Source organism: Novilysobacter longmucuonensis, assembly GCF_046600735.1.
GTDB lineage: Bacteria > Pseudomonadota > Gammaproteobacteria > Xanthomonadales > Xanthomonadaceae > Novilysobacter_A > Novilysobacter_A longmucuonensis.
This window is the reverse complement of record NZ_JBJMAW010000001.1, coordinates 12511-29914: the sequence shown is the minus strand read 5'-3', so window position 1 is coordinate 29914 and position 17404 is coordinate 12511. Positions and strand designations below refer to the sequence as shown.

Genomic DNA, 17404 nt, shown 5'->3' with positions numbered 1-17404 from the left:
TCGCGGATATGGCCCGCGCCGAGGCTGCTTACCGGTGGGGACCGGGCCCCGGCGAGGCGCCCCGCTGCCGCGCCACCGGCAAGCGCCAGCCGCGGCGGATCGCGAAGAAGCGCAGGCCAAAGCACAGCAGCGCGCCCGCCACCATCGACGCAGCCGGCGGAAAACCCAGCAGGCTTCCGGCCACCACCGCCGCCGCGCCGAACAGCGCCGCGACCGCGTAGAACTCGGCGCGCAGGATCACCGGCACCTGCGCCACCAGCACATCGCGGGCCACCCCGCCGCCGATGCCGCTCAGCATGCCCAGCAACACCGCCGACACCGGCCCCAGGCCGAACTCCAGCGCCTTGTTGGCGCCCACCACCGCGAACAGCGCCAGCCCGGCCGCATCGAACCACTGCACCGGATTGCGCAGCCGCTCGATGTCGGCATCGCGGTAGAACGTGATCAGCCCCGCCAGGCAGGCCGCCGCCAGGTAACGCCAGTCCTCCAGCACCGCCGGCGGCGTCGCCCCGATCAGCACATCGCGCAGGATCCCGCCGGCGCTGGACGCCGCGAACGACAGCACCAGCACCCCGAACAGATCGAGCCGGTGCCGCGTACCCATGGTCGCGCCACTGATCGCGAACACGAAGGTCCCGGTCAGGTCGAGTGCGAAGAGGAAGTCATCCATGGCGGGGACGAGTATGGGGGCTTGGAGCGCGGTGGCAAACGCCATCAAGGACGATCGCCAGTGCGTCACCTACTGCGCTGTTGCCTGAGCCATGAGTAGTCGATTTAGAAAGTACTCTCAACACAGATACGGACCGTGGTAGGCCTTTGTTCGAGCAGTGTCTGCTCGCGGCCAATAGCGGCCATTCAACTAAGTGGACCTGACCCCGTTCCGGGCCATCTTCGGGTGCGGGAACAGGTCGCCGGCCTCGCGCATCGTGCACGCTGCGTCGAGCCGGTCAGAACTTGTCATATTTCTTGGCGGTGCCGTGGGCGAGGTGCACTGGGTACTTGGCTTCGTTCTTCCGCAACTTTTTCCTTACCGCAGAATCAAGATCCACGTCCAAATCGTTGCACAGATAGGACAACAGAATCGCTACGTCTGCGATCTCGTCCTCGATAGCTTGCCGCTCCCGAGCGACGAGATCGACAAGTTCAGCATCCCTGGCCCACTGAAAACACTCGAGCAATTCCGCCGCCTCTGTTACCAGCGCGGCTGACAAGTTCCGTGGCGTATGAAATTGCTGCCAGTCTCTGTCTCGGCGGAACTTAAGAAGTTCCTGCAGGAGCTCATTGCCAACAGGTGTCATGGCAGTCCTCATGCTTGGAATCGGTTTTGCAGGTGCCAGTTCAACCGATCGGGATCAGGCCTGAGATATGCCAGGTCCGGCACCACGGACAGTTGCTGATCGTTCATTCGATAATAGGCTTTTCCGTTGAAATACGCTTCGCGGATTCGGGGACTGATCCTGATTCGAAGGTCCGGCGTAACGCCCACCAATCCGACGTCAAAGAGTCGATGGAAGTCGGCCCGCAGAAGCAGGCCGTTGCGCACGTCGTGGCTTCCTTCATTTGCGTAGGGAACTATGTGCGCAGCCTCGAGCGCCAGCAGCGTGTTTTCACCGGTGATCGCACACCTTCGCTTGTAAGCGTCGGTGACCAAAACCCGGAACGATGACTGCCCCAGTCGCGGTTTGACGAGCACTGGCAAACCGTATTTGGCTTGCGCCTCAGCAACTGCCGCCGCCGGAACCTGCTCAGAGTACTGATCTGGACGGAAGCGGCTGGCGATCGCGTGCCAGATTCCTTCGCCGTCTCGTGAGCCCGACTCATACATCTTTCCACGGACAATATTAGAGGCCCAACCAGCCGGGTCCTTAATCCAAGATGCTTTGTCCAGAAAAAAGGGGTTTGCGAGCACTGTGCAGCCGATCTCGCCGTCACGTCGATTTCCTGTTAACGGCCCAAGGAGGCGCCTCAGATCTTCGAGCGTTGCAGCTCCATTCTTTTCACCGAATACTTCCCACGCAAGGGCAATTGGCAGCGTGGAGTAGGTGACAAAGAAGCCACCGCCCGCAATGTGGTTGTTAGGCCGTTTAAGCTTGAATAGAAACGGCATCCCTGTGGGAGCCTTTGTAAACGGGGGTGAGGCACTGGGTTGCCAGAAATTGACTTCATCCAATCCACGCCCGGCAAGAAAGTCATACCACCCGTTGTCGGTGACCCCCAGCCAGAATTTCATCGTTCGCCGCCGAGGACTTGTGAGGAAAAGGGCGGATCGATGTAGATCATCTGCACCTGCCCGGCCATGCCCTCCTTCTGCAGCAGGGAGTTCATCACCAGCAACGATTCGCCGGCGACCAAGCGGTTGGCCCAGCCGCGATCGTGCCGGTAGAACTCGATCGCCTCGCAGCACGCCAGCGGCTCCTCGAACCAGGCGCGGAACATGTCGGACTGCGAGCCGCCTTCGCCACTGCCCTGCTTCATGCGCTTCTGCACCGCGGCCAGGATCGTCGCCGGATCGATGCGCTCATGCACAAGCAGCGAGAAGGTGTCGATCTCGAAGCTGGTGCGTTCAGTCTTGCCAGCCCAGTCAAGATACGGCGCGGCCATGCGCTTGAGCGACTGCAGCGCATCGCGCATGGCGGCCTCGTCGCCGCTGGCGAGCGCGTTGTCGATCAGGCCCTCGATCTGCGCGCGGTTCGTGTCGAACTGCAGCACGGGTTCGACGTGGACGCCTGAGGTGATTGCCACTCAAGCAGCTGCCTCAGCTGGATACAGACGGCCGCGCCGTTCCGCATGGGCGCGGAACTGTTTGCTTAGCTTCCGCCAGTCTTTTTCGGTATGCGGCGAGTAGTCAACGAGAGCATGTGCGGAGTTTTCGGGCAACGGATCAGCGTAGGCATCGACGGATGCTGCCACGTACTCGCCAACTGAGACTGCCCACACACCGCCCGAGTTGCGCCCCGATGCAAGGTAAGTCTCGAAGGCTTGGCGCGGAGTGACCATGCTGTTTCGGTCCGAGGAAAGCTGGCCCTCATCGTTCGAGTTCGGCTGGAAAGCGCGCGACGCAGGCCGGCCTTCCTGTATCCAAATCTCGATCACCTGCCGAAGCAGAAGTTCGTCGTGATCGCCAAGCTTATGTTCTTCTCCGACTGGCATTACTGCCCCCCTGTATCAGAATCCATTCCACTCCAGAAACGACTGAATGCTGACAACGTACGCTCATCGAACTCAGCGATCTCAGCTTCGAGCTCGTCATCTGTTTCGACGTTCAGCGCGTGAAGCTCAATCGCAAGATCCGGCAGTGTGACGGTCGCGCTGATTTCCCAGTCCCCGCGAGTCCACTCGCCCGTAATGCTTCCGTCCGGAAGCGGGTACACGTAGGGAGTTGGCACCCCAGCCTCAGCGGTGATGAGCGTCACCAGCTCCCTCATTCTGGCGATAGCTGACACATCCGGCGCGGGATTCTGGGTTGAGTACCATCCTGCCGGCGTGCGAGCAATCTCGTCTAGGCGTTCATCCAACGGTTGTTGGGGCTCATCATCCGTATAGATGAGCTCCTTGTACTTCGCGATCTTTGTAAGACGATCCTGCCGATCGAACAGGCCCGCGCCAACAACTCTAATTCGATGCCGTCGCCGAGCGATAGCCTTCTCGCACTCCTCATCCGTATCGACTCTAAGATCAAAGCGAGTTCCATCCTCGTCCGCAAGATGCACGATGAAGGCGCGAATCTCGCCGCCCGTGAGGGTGAAGCGCTGATCTAGCGCGTTCTCATAGGTGGCGTTCGCAGACAGGACGATACGCTTGCGCGTCTCGCTGTCATATCGAACAGGGGCCGTGCGTCCGTGCGAGAGTTCCGCATGCTCGCCGGCTCGAAGGCTTTGTCCAAAGCGATTGAATTTCCCCACCAACTCACGTGGGAACTCTTGGGGAAGCGCCTGACCATCATTGGCAGCCGCGATCACGCGATCAAGCAGATCACGCGCATCATCAAACTCGCTGTGCCGAGGAAAGTCGAATCCGACTTGTCCAGCTTCCGTTGGCTGGTCTTCTAACGTTTCCAGTCTCCGCGCTAGAGCAGTCGCGCTGTTGCCTTGGATGACCTGAGACAAGCCGAGTTGGAATGATTCTTCAAAGCCCTTGGGTACTCTCTGACGATCGCTATTCCGTTCTCGGAACAGGTGCTTCGCAACTTCCACCACTAGATCGCGGTAGGCGGCAAGGTCGGGGAGCACATCGAAGGGAATGGTGTGAGAATCGAAGCGCCCGCCCGCAAAGCGCACGCGCACGAAATCGCCGTTGTCCTCGATCTCTGCCCGTGGTTGCTGGTTCGGAACGTCCGTCATATTGAGGCCTCCCCCAGCCCATCTTAAGCTGGCTTGATATAGCAGATTGCAGTTCATGTGTCTCGTTCCGTGAGACAACGGCAGCAACACTGGTTCCTCGCTCATCAAAGCCGTAGCCATGCCAAGCCGCCGAACCGTTGCCTGCGACCACTGCGGCTACTCCCAACTGAAACGCGATACCGAGTGCGACGCCTGCGGACGGATGACGCGCCGGGAGCGCAATCGCTGGATTGCCAAAGCCATCCAGATTGGCATGGTGCTGGTGGTTGGCGTCGCCATGTACGCCAGAATCAAAGGGCTTGCCTTGCAGTAGGCCTCGAACTGGTCCCGGACAATGCGAGGCTGGGCCGCCAGCGTGGGCAATAAGGTGCGCAGCTCTTGGACCTATGCCAGCCCAGAGCCTCCGTCCAGCACAACCCGCAGCTGACGTCCAGGTCACACGAGCGAGAGACCGCTTTGGGTCAAATTGGACGGGCGCAAACCCTTGGAAGCTTCGATAGAGCGCGCCAGGATTGATGAACTGACCGTGCAGCTACTTCGAGGGGTTGTCAGTTCTGTGGCCTCTACGGCCGATCATCTCGTGCTATTCGTCTGCACGATTGCGTTGCATTGGTGGGCCCACCAGGACTCGAACCTGGAACCTGAGGATTATGAGTCCTTCGCTCTAACCATTGAGCTATAGGCCCGTCGCAGCGGTGCGATTGTAGCCGCGTCACACGCCACGCGCGTTCGCAGATGTGGTGAGCGAAGCGAAAGGGCACCGACGCAAGGGCACCGCCGCGAGATGATGCGGAGAAAGGCAGCCGAGCAAGCTCGGCTCTACGCGCCCACCGATACGACGAAGCCCCGCGCGAGGCGGGGCTTCGAGTGTTGCGTGTATCACGCGGTGGCTTACTCGATCTCGAGGAAGCTCCGCAGCTGTTCGGAACGGCTCGGATGACGCAGCTTTCGCAGCGCCTTGGCCTCTATCTGCCTTATACGCTCGCGGGTCACGTCGAACTGCTTGCCGACCTCCTCCAGGGTGTGGTCGGTGTTCATGTCGATGCCAAAGCGCATGCGCAGCACCTTGGCTTCGCGCGGGGTCAGGCCGGCGAGCACGTCGCGCACGGTTTCGGTCAGGTTGACGTTGGTGGTGGCCTCGACCGGCGATTCGACGTTGGTGTCCTCGATGAAGTCGCCCAGGTGCGAGTCTTCGTCGTCGCCGATCGGGGTTTCCATCGAGATCGGCTCCTTGGCGATTTTCATGACCTTGCGGATCTTGTCCTCGGGCATGTCCATCTCTTTGGCCAACTCTTCCGGCGTCGCCTCGCGGCCGTATTGCTGCAGCATCTGGCGGCTGATGCGGTTGAGCTTGTTGATCGTCTCGATCATGTGCACCGGGATGCGGATGGTGCGGGCCTGGTCGGCGATCGAGCGCGTGATCGCCTGGCGGATCCACCAGGTGGCGTAGGTCGAGAACTTGTAGCCGCGGCGGTATTCAAACTTGTCGACCGCCTTCATCAGGCCGATGTTGCCCTCCTGGATCAGGTCGAGGAACTGCAGGCCGCGGTTGGTGTACTTCTTGGCGATGGAGATCACCAGGCGCAGGTTGGCCTCGACCATCTCGCGCTTGGCCTTGCGCGCCTTGGTCTCGCCGTAGGCCATGGTGCGGCTGATCTCCTTGAGATCGGCCAGGGTGATGCGCATCGCCGATTCCTCGGCGATGGTCGACTCCTGCTCGGAGATGATCTTGTCCTTGACGTCGCGCAGGCCGGAGGACCACTTCTGCTTGCGCTTGAGCAGCTCGTCGACCCACTCCAGGTTGGTCTGGTTGCCGTCCCAGGAGCGGATGAAGTCCTTGCGCGGCATCTTAGCCACACGCGTGGACAGCTCCAGGATGCGGCGCTCGTGGCGCTTCAGCGAGGCGACCACTTCGCGCAGGTTGCGCACCAGCACGTCGGTCAGCGGCAACGGCAGCTTGAGGTCGACGAAGATCGCGGCCATGTCCTCGCGCAGCTTGACCACCGACTTGTGGTCGGGGCCGTGCTTGGCGTAGGCCTTCTCGAACTTGGCGTAGAACGCGCCGAGTGCGTCGAAGCGCGCCGCGACCTCGACCGGATCGGGGCCGGTGGGGCCTTCGTCGGCGGTGTCGGTGCTGTCGTCGTCGCTGTCGTCGTCGCTGTCGTCGCCGTTCTTGTCGTCGGCAGCGTTGCCGTTGCCGGCGGCGGCCACCGGGGCCGGCGCGGGGGCGGGCTCGTCGAGCTGGTCGAGGAAGCCGACCAGCAATTCGGCCAGGCGCTTCTTGCCGGCCTTGTGCAGCTCGTAGTCCGCCAGCACGCGCTGGATCGTGCCCGGGAACAGCGCCAGCGAGGCCTGGACCTGGTTCAGGCCCTCCTCGATGCGCTTGGCGATGGCGATCTCGCCCTCGCGGGTCAGCAGCTCGACCGTGCCCATCTCGCGCATGTACATGCGCACCGGGTCGGTGGTGCGGCCGCCTTCGGCGTCCAGCCCGGTGAGCGCGGCGGCGGCTTCCTCGGCCGCGGTGTCGTCGACCTCGCGATTGCCGGTGCTGCCATCGGCCAGCAGCAGGGTCTCGGCATCGGGCGCAACTTCGTGCACTTCGATGCCCATGCCATTGATCATGCCGATGATGTCTTCGATCTGTTCGGGATCGACGATGTCATCGGGCAGGTGATCGTTGACCTCGGCATAGGTCAGGTAGCCCTGCTCCAGGCCCTTGCTGATCAGCTGCTTGATGTCGGACTGAGGGGCCTGGCGTTCGTTGGCCATAGGGCTATGCCACCAATTGGTTATGGGCGATAAGGGAACCGCTTATTATACCAGCCTGCACCGGCTGCGCCCGAAACGCCTGCGATCGCAGGGTTTTTTCGGATTGCCGGGCGACGGGGGAGCGGCGCCTCAGGCCCGCAACAGGAACGTCACCGGGCCGTCGTTGACCAGGCTGATCACCATATGGGCACCGAAACGGCCGGTTTCCACCCCCGGGGCGTGCTGTTGCCGGCAACTTTCCACCAGCCGGTTGAAAACCGGTTCAGCCAGCTCCGGCGGCGCCGCGGTGCTGAACGACGGGCGCATGCCGCTGGAGGTGTCGGCGGCGAGGGTGAACTGGCTAACCAGCAGCAGGCCGCCGCCGGTATCGGCCAGCCCCAGGTTCATGCGGTCGGCACCATCGGCGAAGACCCGATAGCGCAGCAGGCGTTGCGCCATGCGGGCGATCTGCGTCTCGCCATCATTGGGCTCGACCGCGACCAGCCCGAGCAGGCCGGGGCCGATAGCGCCGACGGTTTCGCCATCGACGCGGACCTGGGCCTGGGTGACGCGCTGGATGAGAGTGAGCATCTGGGCGACTCGGGATTCGGGACTCCAGGATCATCCGGGCAATCCCGGCCCGTGTCATCCCGACGCCTGCCCCTTGGATGATCGGTAGCAGCAGAACCTGCCTCGCTACACTGCGGCCAATGGCCCGACTGACCGCCCACCTGCTGTACGTCCTTGCCGCGCTGCTGGCGCGCCTGCCGTGGCGCTGGCTGATGCGGCTCGGCGACGGCCTCGCGATGCTGTGGCGGCGAGTGGATGCGCGCGAGAGCCGGGTCGCGCGGCGCAACCTGGAGCTGGCCTATCCGGAGCTGCTGCCGGCCCAGCGCGAGCAGTGGCATCGCGCGGTCCTGCGCACCACCGCGCGCCAGGCGCTGGAAACGCTGCGGCTGTGGACCCGGCCGCATGCGCAAAACCTGCAACTGATCGTCGAGCAATACGGCACCGCGCACCTGGATGCCGCGATCGGCGCCGGTCGCGGCGTCATCATCGCCGCGCCGCATTACGGCAACTGGGAGCTGCTGAACCAGTGGCTGGCCGCGCGCACGCCGCTGGCGATCCTGTATCGGCCGCCGGAGTCGGCAATCGGCGAGGCGTTCCTCAAGCGGGTCCGCGCCGATGCCGACGCGACCGAGCCGGCCCCGCGCGTCACCCAGATCCGTGCCGAGGGACCGGCGGTGCGCCAGTTGTTCAAGCAGCTCGGCGGCGGCGGCGTGGTCGGCATCCTGCCCGACCAGCAGCCCAAAACCGGTGACGGCGAGTTCGCGCCATTTTTCGGCGTGCAGGCGCTGACCATGACCCTGCTCGGCCGCCTCGCCGAGCGCACCGGCGCACCGGTGCTGCTGGCCTGGTGCGAGCGCATCCACCACGATGCCGGCGGGGCGCCGCGCTTCGCGCTGCATATCGAACCGGCGCCGGCGGCGATCGCCGAGGCCGACCCGCAGCTGCGCGTGGCCGCGCTCAACGTCGCGGTCGAACGCATCGCCCGGCGCGACCCGGCGCAATACCAGTGGACCTACAAACGCTTTACCCTGCGGCCACCGGGGACCGGGGAGCCCAACCCCTATCCGCGCGGGCGTCGCGCTTGACCCGCCGCGCACCCGCGCCGCATGTCGCGGTGTGCGGCCCGCTTCGATGGCGCCAGGCTGCAAATGGAGCCAGGCTTCAATGCAGCCAGCAGCGCGTGACCATTTCCCACAAGGACGGCCCGGACCATGACTGAAGCCCTGCCACCCGAACTGCCACAGCCGCTGCCGCACGCACCGGCGCCCGAAACGCGGCAATGGCAAGCCTTGCCGGCGCGTGCCCGCGCGCTGTTCGTGGTCGGTACCGCCGCGCCGATGATCATCGTGCTTGCGGTCGGCGGCGGCGTGGTGTTCCCGCTGCTGGCGCCCGCGCTGCCGCTGGACGCTGCGATCGGCGGCTCGGGCATGCTGCTGGGCGCGGGGCTCGGGCTGCTGCTGGGTGCGGCGTTCGGCCTGTGGTGGGGCGCCAAGCGCTACCACTACACCCTGTGGACGCATGACGGCGACGGCCTGGCGGTACGCAGCGGCAAGCTGTGGCGGCAGGAAACCCGGGTGCCGGCGACGCGCGTGCAGCACCTCGACATCAAGCGCGGGCCATGGCAACGCCGGCGCCGGCTGTCGACCCTGATCGTGCACACCGCCGGCACTCGCCACAGCGCGGTGACGGTGCCGCACCTGGATGTCGACGACGCCGAGCACCTGCGCGACCGCCTCGCGCGCCAGATCGACCACGATGAGTTCTGAGCCCACCCCCGGGGCGACGACTGACGCGGCCGCAACCGGCGCGGGCGCGGCCCCGGAGGTCAGCGCCGCCGACGCCGAACACCGGCTGCATCCGATGTCGTGGCTGTTCGTACTGCTCGCCCAGCTCAAGCAGTTCGTGGTGCCGCTGGTCGCGCTGTTCGTGTTCGGCCGCGGCAGCTCCGACGGCAACGGCTGGAGCGAGCTGTGGCCGCTGATCGGCATCGGCGTGCTGGTGCTGCTGTCGCTGTGGCAGTACTTCACCTACCGCTACGGCGTGGTCGGCGACGCGCTGGTGGTGCGGCAGGGCCTGCTGGAGCGCAGCCTGCGGGTGATCCCGTTCGCGCGCATCCACAACGTCGCGCTGCAGCAGTCGATGCTGCACCGGGTATTCAACGTCGCCGAGGTGCGGCTGGAATCGGCCGGCGGGCAGAAGCCCGAGGCCGAGATGCGCGTGCTGAAACTGGCCGATGCGCTCGCGCTGGAAACTCTGGTGCGCCAGCGCGGGCATGCCGCGGCGATGGGCGACAGCACGGCCGCCGACGACAGTGCGCCGCTGCTCGAATTGCCGCCGCTGGAGGTGTTGAAGCTCGGGCTGATCTCCAACCGCGGCCTGATCGTGGTCGGCGCGGTGTTCGCCGGCCTGTCGCAATTCAGCCCGCGCCTGATTCCGAACCTGTTCCAGCAATGGGGCGGCGCGATGTTCGGCTGGGCCGACCAGCGCGAGTTCGAGCTGGCCGAGTACGCGATCGCCGCGACCAGCCTGGTCGCGCTGTTCGTGGTCGCGCTGCGGCTGTTCTCGGTGCTGCTGGCGCTGCTGCAGTATTACGGCTTCAGGCTCAGCGAGCACGGCCGGCGGCTGACGGTCGAACGCGGGCTGCTCGCGCGCTGGCGCACCAGTGCCTCGCGCCGGCGGATCCAGTCCTGGACGCTGAGCGAGGGCGTGATCCACCGGCTGTTCAAGCGGCGCAGCCTGGAGGTCGACACCGCGGTATCGGAAAACCAGAACCAGCAGCGCGCACTGCGCGAGCTGGCGCCGATCGGCACGCCGGCGGCATGCGAGGCGTTGATCGGGTACCTGCTGCCGCACGCCGGCTGGGCGCGGCTGGAATGGCAGCCGCTGCCGCGCGCGGCGTTCTGGCGGCTGTTCGTACCCGGCGCACTGTGGCTGGGGGTGTTCACGCTGGCGCTGAGTTGGCGCTTCGGCGCCTGGGGCCTGCTGCTTCTGCTGTGGCTGCCCTGGTCGGCCTACAAAGCGCGCCAGCATGCGCGGCGCGCGGGCTATGCGCTGGGCGAGGAACTGGTCGCGGTGCGCGAGGGCTGGTGGCGCAGGCACTGGCGTTTTGCCGAGATCGACAAGCTGCAGGCGCTGAACCTCACCCGCTCGCCGCTGGACCGCCGCTGCGGTACCGCAACGCTGTGGCTCGACACGGCCGGCGCCGGCGCAATGTCGCCGCCGCTGCGGATCCGCCTGGTGCCGCATGAGCAGGCGCGTGCGATCTACGAGCGCTTGTCAGGCGAACTGGCGCGGCGACCGCTGCGCTGGTGATGACCGTAGAGCCGGGCTTGCTCGGCTGCGCTCGTCCTGGTGCAACGGCCCGCCGAGCAAGCTCGGCTCTACAGCGGCGTGGCGGCTTTCTCGATCCCGAACTCGGTCCAGCTGCGGCCGCTGCTGCGCGTGTCGGCGCGCAGCGCGCGGTTGAACGCGATGCTCTCGGCCGTCGCGTAGCCGCGCTTGTGGTCCAGGTGCACCACGACCGCGCGGTAGCGGATGCGCTTGCCGCGGATGCCGGCGTTCTCCAGCCGCTCGCCGAACTCGCGGTCCTGGCCGCCGTAGCGCATGCGCTCGTCGAAACCGTTGATCGCGAGCATGTCGTGTTTCCAGCCCGAGGCGTTGTGGCCGTTCCAGCTCGCGCGCGCCGGGCTCAGCAGGTCCAGCACGCGGCTGGTCAACGGCCCCGCGGTGAGCTTGAGGTCGCGGTGCGACTTGCGCAGGCCTTGTGCGCGCAGCCAGCGCGCGTCGAAGCAGCGTTGCGCGCGGATGTCCTCGGCGGTGATCGCGCGGCTCGTGTCCATCGGCAGCTTGTGATAGCCGCCTGACAGGAACCGGCCGGGCTGGCGCAGGCGCAGGTGGGTGGAGACGAAATCGGCGCGCGGGATGCAGTCGCCATCGGTGAAGATCAGGTAGTCCGAGGCGCTGGCGCCGATCGCCATGTTCATCGCCTCGCACTTGCGGAAGCCGTCGTCGGCCTGCCACAGGTGCCGCACCGGCACCGGCAGTTGCGCCCGCAAGGCCTCCACACGCGCGCGGGTGTCCTCGCCGCTGCCATCGTCGGCCACCAGCACCTCGAAATCGTGCTGGTCCTGCGCGCCAAATCCGATCAGCACCTTCTCCAGCCAGTCGGGTTGGTTGTAGGTGGTGAACACGACACTGGCGACAGGCGGCTGGGGCATGGGCGGTGCTGCGGTGGAGGCAGTCGCAAGGTTACCCTGTGTCCACGCCACCCGCGGCTGAACCGTGTACCGGCGACCGCCCGCCACCGCCCGAGCCCGCATGAGCCACGCCCCTGCCCGTCCACCGATCTCGGCCACGGTGATCACCTACAACGAGGCCGACCGGATCGACGACTGCCTGGCGTCGCTGGCGTTCTGCGATGAGATCCTGGTGGTGGATTCGGGCTCCACCGACGACACCCGCGCGCGCGCCGAAGCCGCCGGCGCGCGCGTGGTGGTGCGGCCGTTCGACGGCTTCCGCAGCCAGAAGCAGTTCGCGGTCGAGCAGGCCTCGCACGACTGGATCCTGAGCCTGGACGCCGACGAGCGCGTCAGTCCGGAGTTGCGCGCATCGATAGAGTCGATGCGGGCCGGCGGCTTCGATGGTCATGCCGGCTACCGCTGCGCGCGGCTGTCGCAGTACTTCGGCCGCTTCCTGCGCCACGGCAACGCCTATCCCGACCGCAAGCTGCGGCTGTTCGACCGACGCCGCGGCGGCTGGCGCGGCGAGCGCGAGATCCACGAGAGCGCGAGCGTCGATGGGGCGGTCGCGACTCTGCACGGTGACCTGCTGCACCTGCCGTTCCGCTCGTTCGAGCACCAGCTCGCCAAGGGCCGGCAGTACTCGCAGATGATGGCCGAGCACGCCCATGCGCGCGGGAAGCGCGCGACGCTGGGCAAGCTGGTGCTGGCACCGGCGTGGCGGTTCTGGCGCGGCTACCTGCTGCGTGGCGGGTTCCGCGACGGCTGGCCGGGGCTGATCTACGCGTATGTCACCGCATACACCGCGCGGCAGAAGACGATCCGTCTATGGCTGCTGCAGCAGCAGGCGCGGCAAGACGCAGACCACCGCGAATAGCGCGCGCCGATTGGTAGGAGCGGGCCATGCCCGCGATTGCCTTCCTGCGCATGTCGGTCGCGGGCATGGCCCGCTCCTACAAGGCCATGCCAGTCGCGCTCAGGTCTTGCGCAGCCGCGCGTAGAAGAACCCGTCCATGCCGTCCTCGCCGGGCAGTCGTTGCCGGCCCTGGCCGCTGATCCGGCCAAAGCGTTCGTCCAGCGGTTCGGCGACCGCATCGGGGGTGCGCGCCAGGAACGCCTCGATCTGGGTTTGGTTCTCGGCCTTGAGGATCGAGCACGTCGCGTACAACAGCACGCCGCCACTCGCGAGCGTCGTCCACAGCGCATCGAGCAGCCTTGCCTGCACCGCGACCAGCGCGATCAGGTCGGAGTCGCGCCGGCGCAGCAGCACGTCCGGCTGCCGGCGCACGATGCCGGTGGCGGTACACGGCGCGTCCAGCAAAACCGCATCGAACGGCACGCCGTCCCACCAGCGCGGCACGTCGGCGGCGTCCATCGCGAAGAACCGGGTGTGCTGGCCGATGCCCAAACGGGTGAAGCCGGCGCGCACGCTGGCCAGGCGCCTGGGATCGACGTCGATCGCGGTCAGCTGCAGGGTGGCATCGCGTTCGAGCAGGTGCGCGGCCTTGCCGCCCGGTGCAACGCAGGCATCGAGCACGCGCGCGCCCGGCGCGGGGGCCAGCGCGTCGGCGACCAACTGCGCGGCGCCGTCCTGCACCGACACTGCGCCGACCGCGAAGCCGGGCAGGCTCGCCACCGGCGCGCCGTGTTCCAGCCGCAGCGCATCGGGCAGGGCCTCGTCGATCGCCGGCTCGAAATGCGCAGCCTGCAGCCGGTCGCGGTACTGCTCGCGCGTGGAGCGCCGGCGATTGACCCGCAGCCACAGCGGCGGTGCGATCTCGCTGGCGTCCAGGATCGTGGCCTCTTCATCGGGCCAGTCGCGCCGCAGTTGCTGGCGCAGCCATTTGGGCCAGTGGGCGTGGGCGGTGCCCGCCGGCAGGCCCTCACGCTGGGCGCGGCGCAGCAGGGCGTTGACCAGTCCGGCGTGGTGGACGTGGCCGAGCACGCGCGCCGCCTCGACCGTCGCCGCGACCGCGGCATGCGCCGGCAGCCCGAGCGGATCGAGCTGCGCGAACCCGGCCAACAGCAACGCGCGGAGATCGCGGTCCTTCTTCGGCAACGGCCGCGGCATCCAGGCCGCGAGCGCGGCCTCGAAGCGCGCCGGCTGGCGCAGCACCGCAAAGCAGATCGCCTCGACCAGCGCGCGGTCGCGCGGGTCGGGGACCTGTGGCAACGCGGTGGCGAGCTCGGCCTTCAGCGAGCGGCCCTGGTGCAGTACCGCATCGAGCACGCGCGCGGCGCTTGCGCGCGTTTGGGCGCCGGGAGCTGGAGTCATGCGCGACATTGTGCCTGTGTAGGAGCGGCTTCAGCCGCGATCGGATGGCTGTGCACACACCGGTTCGGGATCGCGGCTGAAGCCGCTCCTACGGGCGCCGACGAATATGTAAAAGCGCCCCATGGGCGCGATCGAGAAGCAGGGTTGCCGCATCTGCGGGGCCGAAGAGCTCGCGCCCATGGGGCGCTCCTACAGGGTTCTAAACGCCCACCTGCAGGTCGCGGCGGCCATTGAAATAGTCCGCGGCGGTGATCGCCCGACCGCCGTCGCGCTGCAACACGCGGATGCGCAGTGCGCCCTCGCCGCAGGCGATGTCGATCCCGTCGCGTCCGGCCGCCAACACGGTGCCGGGCGTGGCTGGCTGCGTCAGCGGCAGGGCGACCGCGTCGTGCAGGCGAACGCGCTCGCCGGCGAGCAGCGCTTCGGCCATCGGCCACGGATTGAACGCGCGCACGGTGTTTGCCAGCTCGGCCGCCGGGCGGTTCCAGTCCAGCCGCGCCTCGGCCTTGTCGAGCTTGTGCGCGTATGTGACTCCAGTAGTCGGCTGTGGCTGCGCCACCGGCCGCAAGCCGGCGCGCAGCAGCCCGAGGCCGTCGGCCAGGGTCTGTGCGCCGAGCGCGGCGAGGCGGTCGTGCAACTGGCCGCCGGTCTCCTCGGCGCCGATCGCCAGCGCCTGCGACAACAGCACCGGGCCGGTGTCCAGACCCTTTTCCATCTGCATCAGGCACACCCCGGTCTCGCGGTCGCCGGCATGGATCGCACGCTGGACCGGCGCGGCGCCACGCCAGCGCGGCAGCAGCGAGGCGTGCACGTTCCAGCAGCCATGGGTGGGGATATCGAGCACCGCCTGCGGCAGGATCAGCCCATAGGCGACCACCACCATCAGGTCCGGCTGCAGCGCTTGCAGCGCCTCGCGCGCCTCGGCGCCCTTGAAGTTGTCCGGCTGCAGCACCGGCAGGCCCAGCTCCAGCGCGGCGCGCTTGACCGGCGATGGCGTCAGTCCACGACCGCGGCCCGCCGGGCGGTCGGGCTGGGTATAGACCGCCACGACCTCGTTGCGCTGCGCAGCCGCGCGCAGGCTCGGCACGGCGAAGTCCGGCGTACCGGCGAACACGAGTTTCATAGGCGGTGAACGGTAAACAGGAAATGGTGAACAGGGTACAAGCAGCGTCAACGGCGGGGGCCGTTCGCTGTTCGCCGTTAACCCTTTAGCAGCCGCCGACTCACGCCGCGTTGCGCTTCGCCTTCACCAGCTTCTTGCGCACCATCTCGCGCTTGAGCGGCGAGAGGTAATCGACGAACAGCTTGCCGATCAGGTGGTCCATCTCGTGCTGGATGCACACCGCCAGCAGGCCGTCGGCATCGAGTTCGAACGGCTGGCCGTCGCGGCCGATCGCCTGGACCGTGATCCGGCTGGCGCGGGTGACGTCGGCGAACACGCCCGGCACTGACAGGCAGCCTTCCTGGTAGACCTGCTCGCCCTCGCGCGCGGTGATCTGCGGGTTGATGAACACCAGCGGACGGGTCTTCTCCTCGGTCACGTCGATCACCATGAAGCGCTGGTGCACGTCGACCTGGCTCGCGGCCAGGCCGATGCCGGGGGCCTCGTACATGGTCTCCAACATGTCATCGAGCAGCTGCTGGAACGCCGGCGCGGTGACCGCGGCAGGGTCGACCGCAACCGCCTGGGTGCGCAGGCGCGGGTCGGGAAACTCGAGGATCGGTAACAGGGCCATGGCGGTCGGGTGGGTCGGGCGTTCCAGGGGTGCGGTCGGGGCCGCTGCAGCGTGCCCGTACGTGCCGCAAATGGGGCGGCGGTCACAACCGCACGCGGCCGGCCTATTGTAACGCCGATGCCGGCCCGGCTGGCTTGCAACCGCGTGCTTCTTCTGGGCTATAGTGCCGATGCCCCCGCTGTGACCGTCGCCGGGGCGCATTTCGCCGGGGCGCTGCAAGGGGAATCAATCAGATGGCTGCCATGTTTAAACCGGTCCGTGCGGTTTTGACCGCCGCGTTGCTGACCATCGCGACCTTCGCCGTTGCCGCACAGATGCGCGGTGATCATCCCGACACCTACGTGGTCCAGCGCGGCGACACCCTGTGGGATATCGCCGCACGCTTCCTGGAGCGGCCGTGGCTGTGGCCGGAGGTCTGGCAGGCCAACCCGCAGATCGCCAACCCGCACCTGATCTACCCGGGCGACGTGATCTCGCTGGCCTACCTCAACCGCGTGGCGGTGGAACCGGGCCCGCGCGAGGAAGCGCCGGTCACCGGCGTGCCGCTGTCGGAGATCGAAGGCTTCCTGAAGCACCTGCGCGTGGTCGACGGGTTCGAACACCTGCCCTATGTGGTCGCCCTGGAAGAGAACCGCCTGCGCGGCTCCAGTGGCCAGGTCGCCTACATCGAGGGCCTGGCCGACGCCCAGCCCGGCCAACGCTATGCCGTGGTGCGTCCGACCCAGCGCTATACCCGGCTGGACGTCACCGAGTGCTGCGATGTCATGCGCGCCAGCGACCTGGACTTCCGTGGTCGCCGCTCGCTCGACTTCGACTCCATGTGGAGCGATGTGGCGGTGCCCGACAACGGCCGCGAACTGCTCGGCTACGAGCTGCACCAGCTGACCACCGGCACCATCAGCCGCGGCGAAGTCGGCGGGGTCGAGGCCAGCACGCTGGTGATCGACGATGCCGGCCGCGAGGTCCGGGTCGGCGACCGGCTGGTGCCGGTGGAGGCGCAGCCCTACGACCTGCGGTTCTTCCCGCATCCGCCGAAGCAGACCTTCGAATACGGCCGCGCCCAGGTGCTGGCGGTGACCGATGGCATGAGCTACGGCGGCCCGCGCGATGTGGTCGCGCTGTCGGTCGGCGCGCGCGATGGTGTCGACAACGGCACGGTGTTTTCCAGCTGGCGCGTGGGCAGCAACGTGGTCGACCGGGTCGAGGTCGGCACCGAGCGCAGCGGATACACCGTCAGTGACGCATCGCGCGTGCGCCTGCCCGACGAGTTCGCTGGCCACCTGATGGTGTTCCGCACCTTCGACAAGGTCAGCTACGCGCTGGTCATGGAAGGCATCCGTCCGGTCAGGGTCGGCCACGAGCTCAAGCATCCGGACGCGCCGTACTGAATCGACGAATGGGGAATGGAAAATAGGGAATCGGAAACGGGCTACCCCGAAACCGGATTTCTCCTACCCCTGCACACAACGGCGCCCGAGGGCGCCGTTGTCGTTTGCG

Annotated in this window: 18 protein-coding genes and 1 tRNA gene; 6 read left to right on the top strand and 13 right to left on the bottom strand. The window is 66.9% G+C overall.

The window, feature by feature from the left end:
* Nucleotides 1-28: 28 nt before the first annotated feature.
* From ACJQWM_RS00150 to ACJQWM_RS00125, 6 genes are all read right to left on the bottom strand, one after another.
* Nucleotides 29-670: a trimeric intracellular cation channel family protein gene (locus ACJQWM_RS00150; RefSeq protein WP_332705313.1), complete on the bottom strand. Its 642-nt coding sequence runs from the start codon at nucleotides 668-670 to the stop codon at nucleotides 29-31.
* Between the two features lie 277 nt (nucleotides 671-947).
* A complete protein-coding gene (locus tag ACJQWM_RS00145; RefSeq protein ID WP_332705315.1) occupies nucleotides 948-1298 on the bottom strand; it encodes a nucleotide pyrophosphohydrolase in 351 nt (116 codons plus the stop codon).
* An 8-nt stretch (nucleotides 1299-1306) separates the two neighbouring features.
* Entirely contained in the window at nucleotides 1307-2230 is a 924-nt protein-coding gene (locus tag ACJQWM_RS00140; RefSeq protein ID WP_332705318.1) for an HNH endonuclease, read from the bottom strand.
* Entirely contained in the window at nucleotides 2227-2742 is a 516-nt protein-coding gene (locus ACJQWM_RS00135) for a hypothetical protein (RefSeq protein WP_332705321.1), read from the bottom strand. Before ACJQWM_RS00135 ends, ACJQWM_RS00140 begins: the two co-directional genes overlap by 4 nt.
* A complete protein-coding gene (locus tag ACJQWM_RS00130; RefSeq protein ID WP_332705324.1) occupies nucleotides 2743-3150 on the bottom strand; it encodes a hypothetical protein in 408 nt (135 codons plus the stop codon). It lies immediately after the preceding gene.
* Complete coding sequence (locus ACJQWM_RS00125; RefSeq protein WP_332705327.1) at nucleotides 3150-4397, bottom strand: hypothetical protein; 1248 nt, start codon at nucleotides 4395-4397, stop codon at nucleotides 3150-3152. The genes ACJQWM_RS00130 and ACJQWM_RS00125 overlap by 1 nt, the downstream gene beginning before the upstream one ends.
* Before the next feature lie 61 nt (nucleotides 4398-4458).
* On the opposite strand from ACJQWM_RS00125, the gene ACJQWM_RS00120 reads away from it, so the two are divergent.
* Nucleotides 4459-4653, top strand: coding sequence for a hypothetical protein (locus ACJQWM_RS00120; protein ID WP_332705330.1), 195 nt, complete (start codon nucleotides 4459-4461; stop codon nucleotides 4651-4653).
* Nucleotides 4654-4950: 297 nt separating this feature from the next.
* On the opposite strand, the gene ACJQWM_RS00115 is transcribed toward ACJQWM_RS00120, so the two are convergent.
* The 3 genes from ACJQWM_RS00115 to dtd all read right to left on the bottom strand — a co-directional run bounded on the left by ACJQWM_RS00115 (nucleotide 4951) and on the right by dtd (nucleotide 7679).
* Nucleotides 4951-5026: transfer RNA gene (locus ACJQWM_RS00115), tRNA-Ile, on the bottom strand.
* Nucleotides 5027-5231: 205 nt separating this feature from the next.
* Nucleotides 5232-7109, bottom strand: coding sequence for an RNA polymerase sigma factor RpoD (gene rpoD, locus ACJQWM_RS00110; RefSeq protein ID WP_332705333.1), 1878 nt, complete (start codon nucleotides 7107-7109; stop codon nucleotides 5232-5234).
* Nucleotides 7110-7238: 129 nt separating this feature from the next.
* Nucleotides 7239-7679, bottom strand: coding sequence for a D-aminoacyl-tRNA deacylase (dtd, locus tag ACJQWM_RS00105; RefSeq protein ID WP_332705336.1), 441 nt, complete (start codon nucleotides 7677-7679; stop codon nucleotides 7239-7241).
* 77 nt (nucleotides 7680-7756) lie between these two features.
* Here dtd and ACJQWM_RS00100 point away from each other — a divergent pair, with 77 nt between their 5' ends.
* The 3 genes from ACJQWM_RS00100 to ACJQWM_RS00090 all read left to right on the top strand — a co-directional run bounded on the left by ACJQWM_RS00100 (nucleotide 7757) and on the right by ACJQWM_RS00090 (nucleotide 10970).
* Nucleotides 7757-8743, top strand: a complete 987-nt coding sequence (locus ACJQWM_RS00100; RefSeq protein ID WP_411306591.1) for a lauroyl acyltransferase — start codon at nucleotides 7757-7759, stop codon at nucleotides 8741-8743.
* Between the two features lie 126 nt (nucleotides 8744-8869).
* Nucleotides 8870-9424, top strand: coding sequence for a PH domain-containing protein (locus ACJQWM_RS00095; RefSeq protein ID WP_332705341.1), 555 nt, complete (start codon nucleotides 8870-8872; stop codon nucleotides 9422-9424).
* A gap of 94 nt (nucleotides 9425-9518) precedes the next feature.
* Nucleotides 9519-10970 (top strand): PH domain-containing protein, encoded by a 1452-nt coding sequence (locus ACJQWM_RS00090; protein ID WP_332705368.1) that lies wholly within the window; start codon nucleotides 9519-9521, stop codon nucleotides 10968-10970.
* A gap of 68 nt (nucleotides 10971-11038) precedes the next feature.
* Here the strand turns inward: ACJQWM_RS00090 and ACJQWM_RS00085 are convergent, their stop codons facing one another.
* Nucleotides 11039-11875 carry a glycosyltransferase family 2 protein gene (locus tag ACJQWM_RS00085; RefSeq protein WP_332705344.1) on the bottom strand — a complete coding sequence of 279 codons (837 nt, stop codon included), beginning with the start codon at nucleotides 11873-11875 and terminating at the stop codon, nucleotides 11039-11041.
* A gap of 100 nt (nucleotides 11876-11975) precedes the next feature.
* Here ACJQWM_RS00085 and ACJQWM_RS00080 point away from each other — a divergent pair, with 100 nt between their 5' ends.
* Complete coding sequence (locus ACJQWM_RS00080; protein ID WP_332705347.1) at nucleotides 11976-12773, top strand: glycosyltransferase family 2 protein; 798 nt, start codon at nucleotides 11976-11978, stop codon at nucleotides 12771-12773.
* Between the two features lie 99 nt (nucleotides 12774-12872).
* Here the strand turns inward: ACJQWM_RS00080 and rsmB are convergent, their stop codons facing one another.
* The 3 genes from rsmB to def all read right to left on the bottom strand — a co-directional run bounded on the left by rsmB (nucleotide 12873) and on the right by def (nucleotide 15907).
* Nucleotides 12873-14180: a 16S rRNA (cytosine(967)-C(5))-methyltransferase RsmB gene (rsmB, locus tag ACJQWM_RS00075; RefSeq protein WP_332705350.1), complete on the bottom strand. Its 1308-nt coding sequence runs from the start codon at nucleotides 14178-14180 to the stop codon at nucleotides 12873-12875.
* A 190-nt stretch (nucleotides 14181-14370) separates the two neighbouring features.
* A complete protein-coding gene (fmt, locus tag ACJQWM_RS00070) occupies nucleotides 14371-15294 on the bottom strand; it encodes a methionyl-tRNA formyltransferase (protein ID WP_332705353.1) in 924 nt (307 codons plus the stop codon).
* A gap of 100 nt (nucleotides 15295-15394) precedes the next feature.
* Nucleotides 15395-15907: a peptide deformylase gene (def, locus tag ACJQWM_RS00065; RefSeq protein ID WP_332705356.1), complete on the bottom strand. Its 513-nt coding sequence runs from the start codon at nucleotides 15905-15907 to the stop codon at nucleotides 15395-15397.
* A gap of 242 nt (nucleotides 15908-16149) precedes the next feature.
* Between def and ACJQWM_RS00060 the strand changes: the two genes are divergently transcribed.
* Nucleotides 16150-17295 (top strand): LysM peptidoglycan-binding domain-containing protein, encoded by a 1146-nt coding sequence (locus ACJQWM_RS00060; RefSeq protein ID WP_332705359.1) that lies wholly within the window; start codon nucleotides 16150-16152, stop codon nucleotides 17293-17295.
* Nucleotides 17296-17404: the final 109 nt, after the last annotated feature.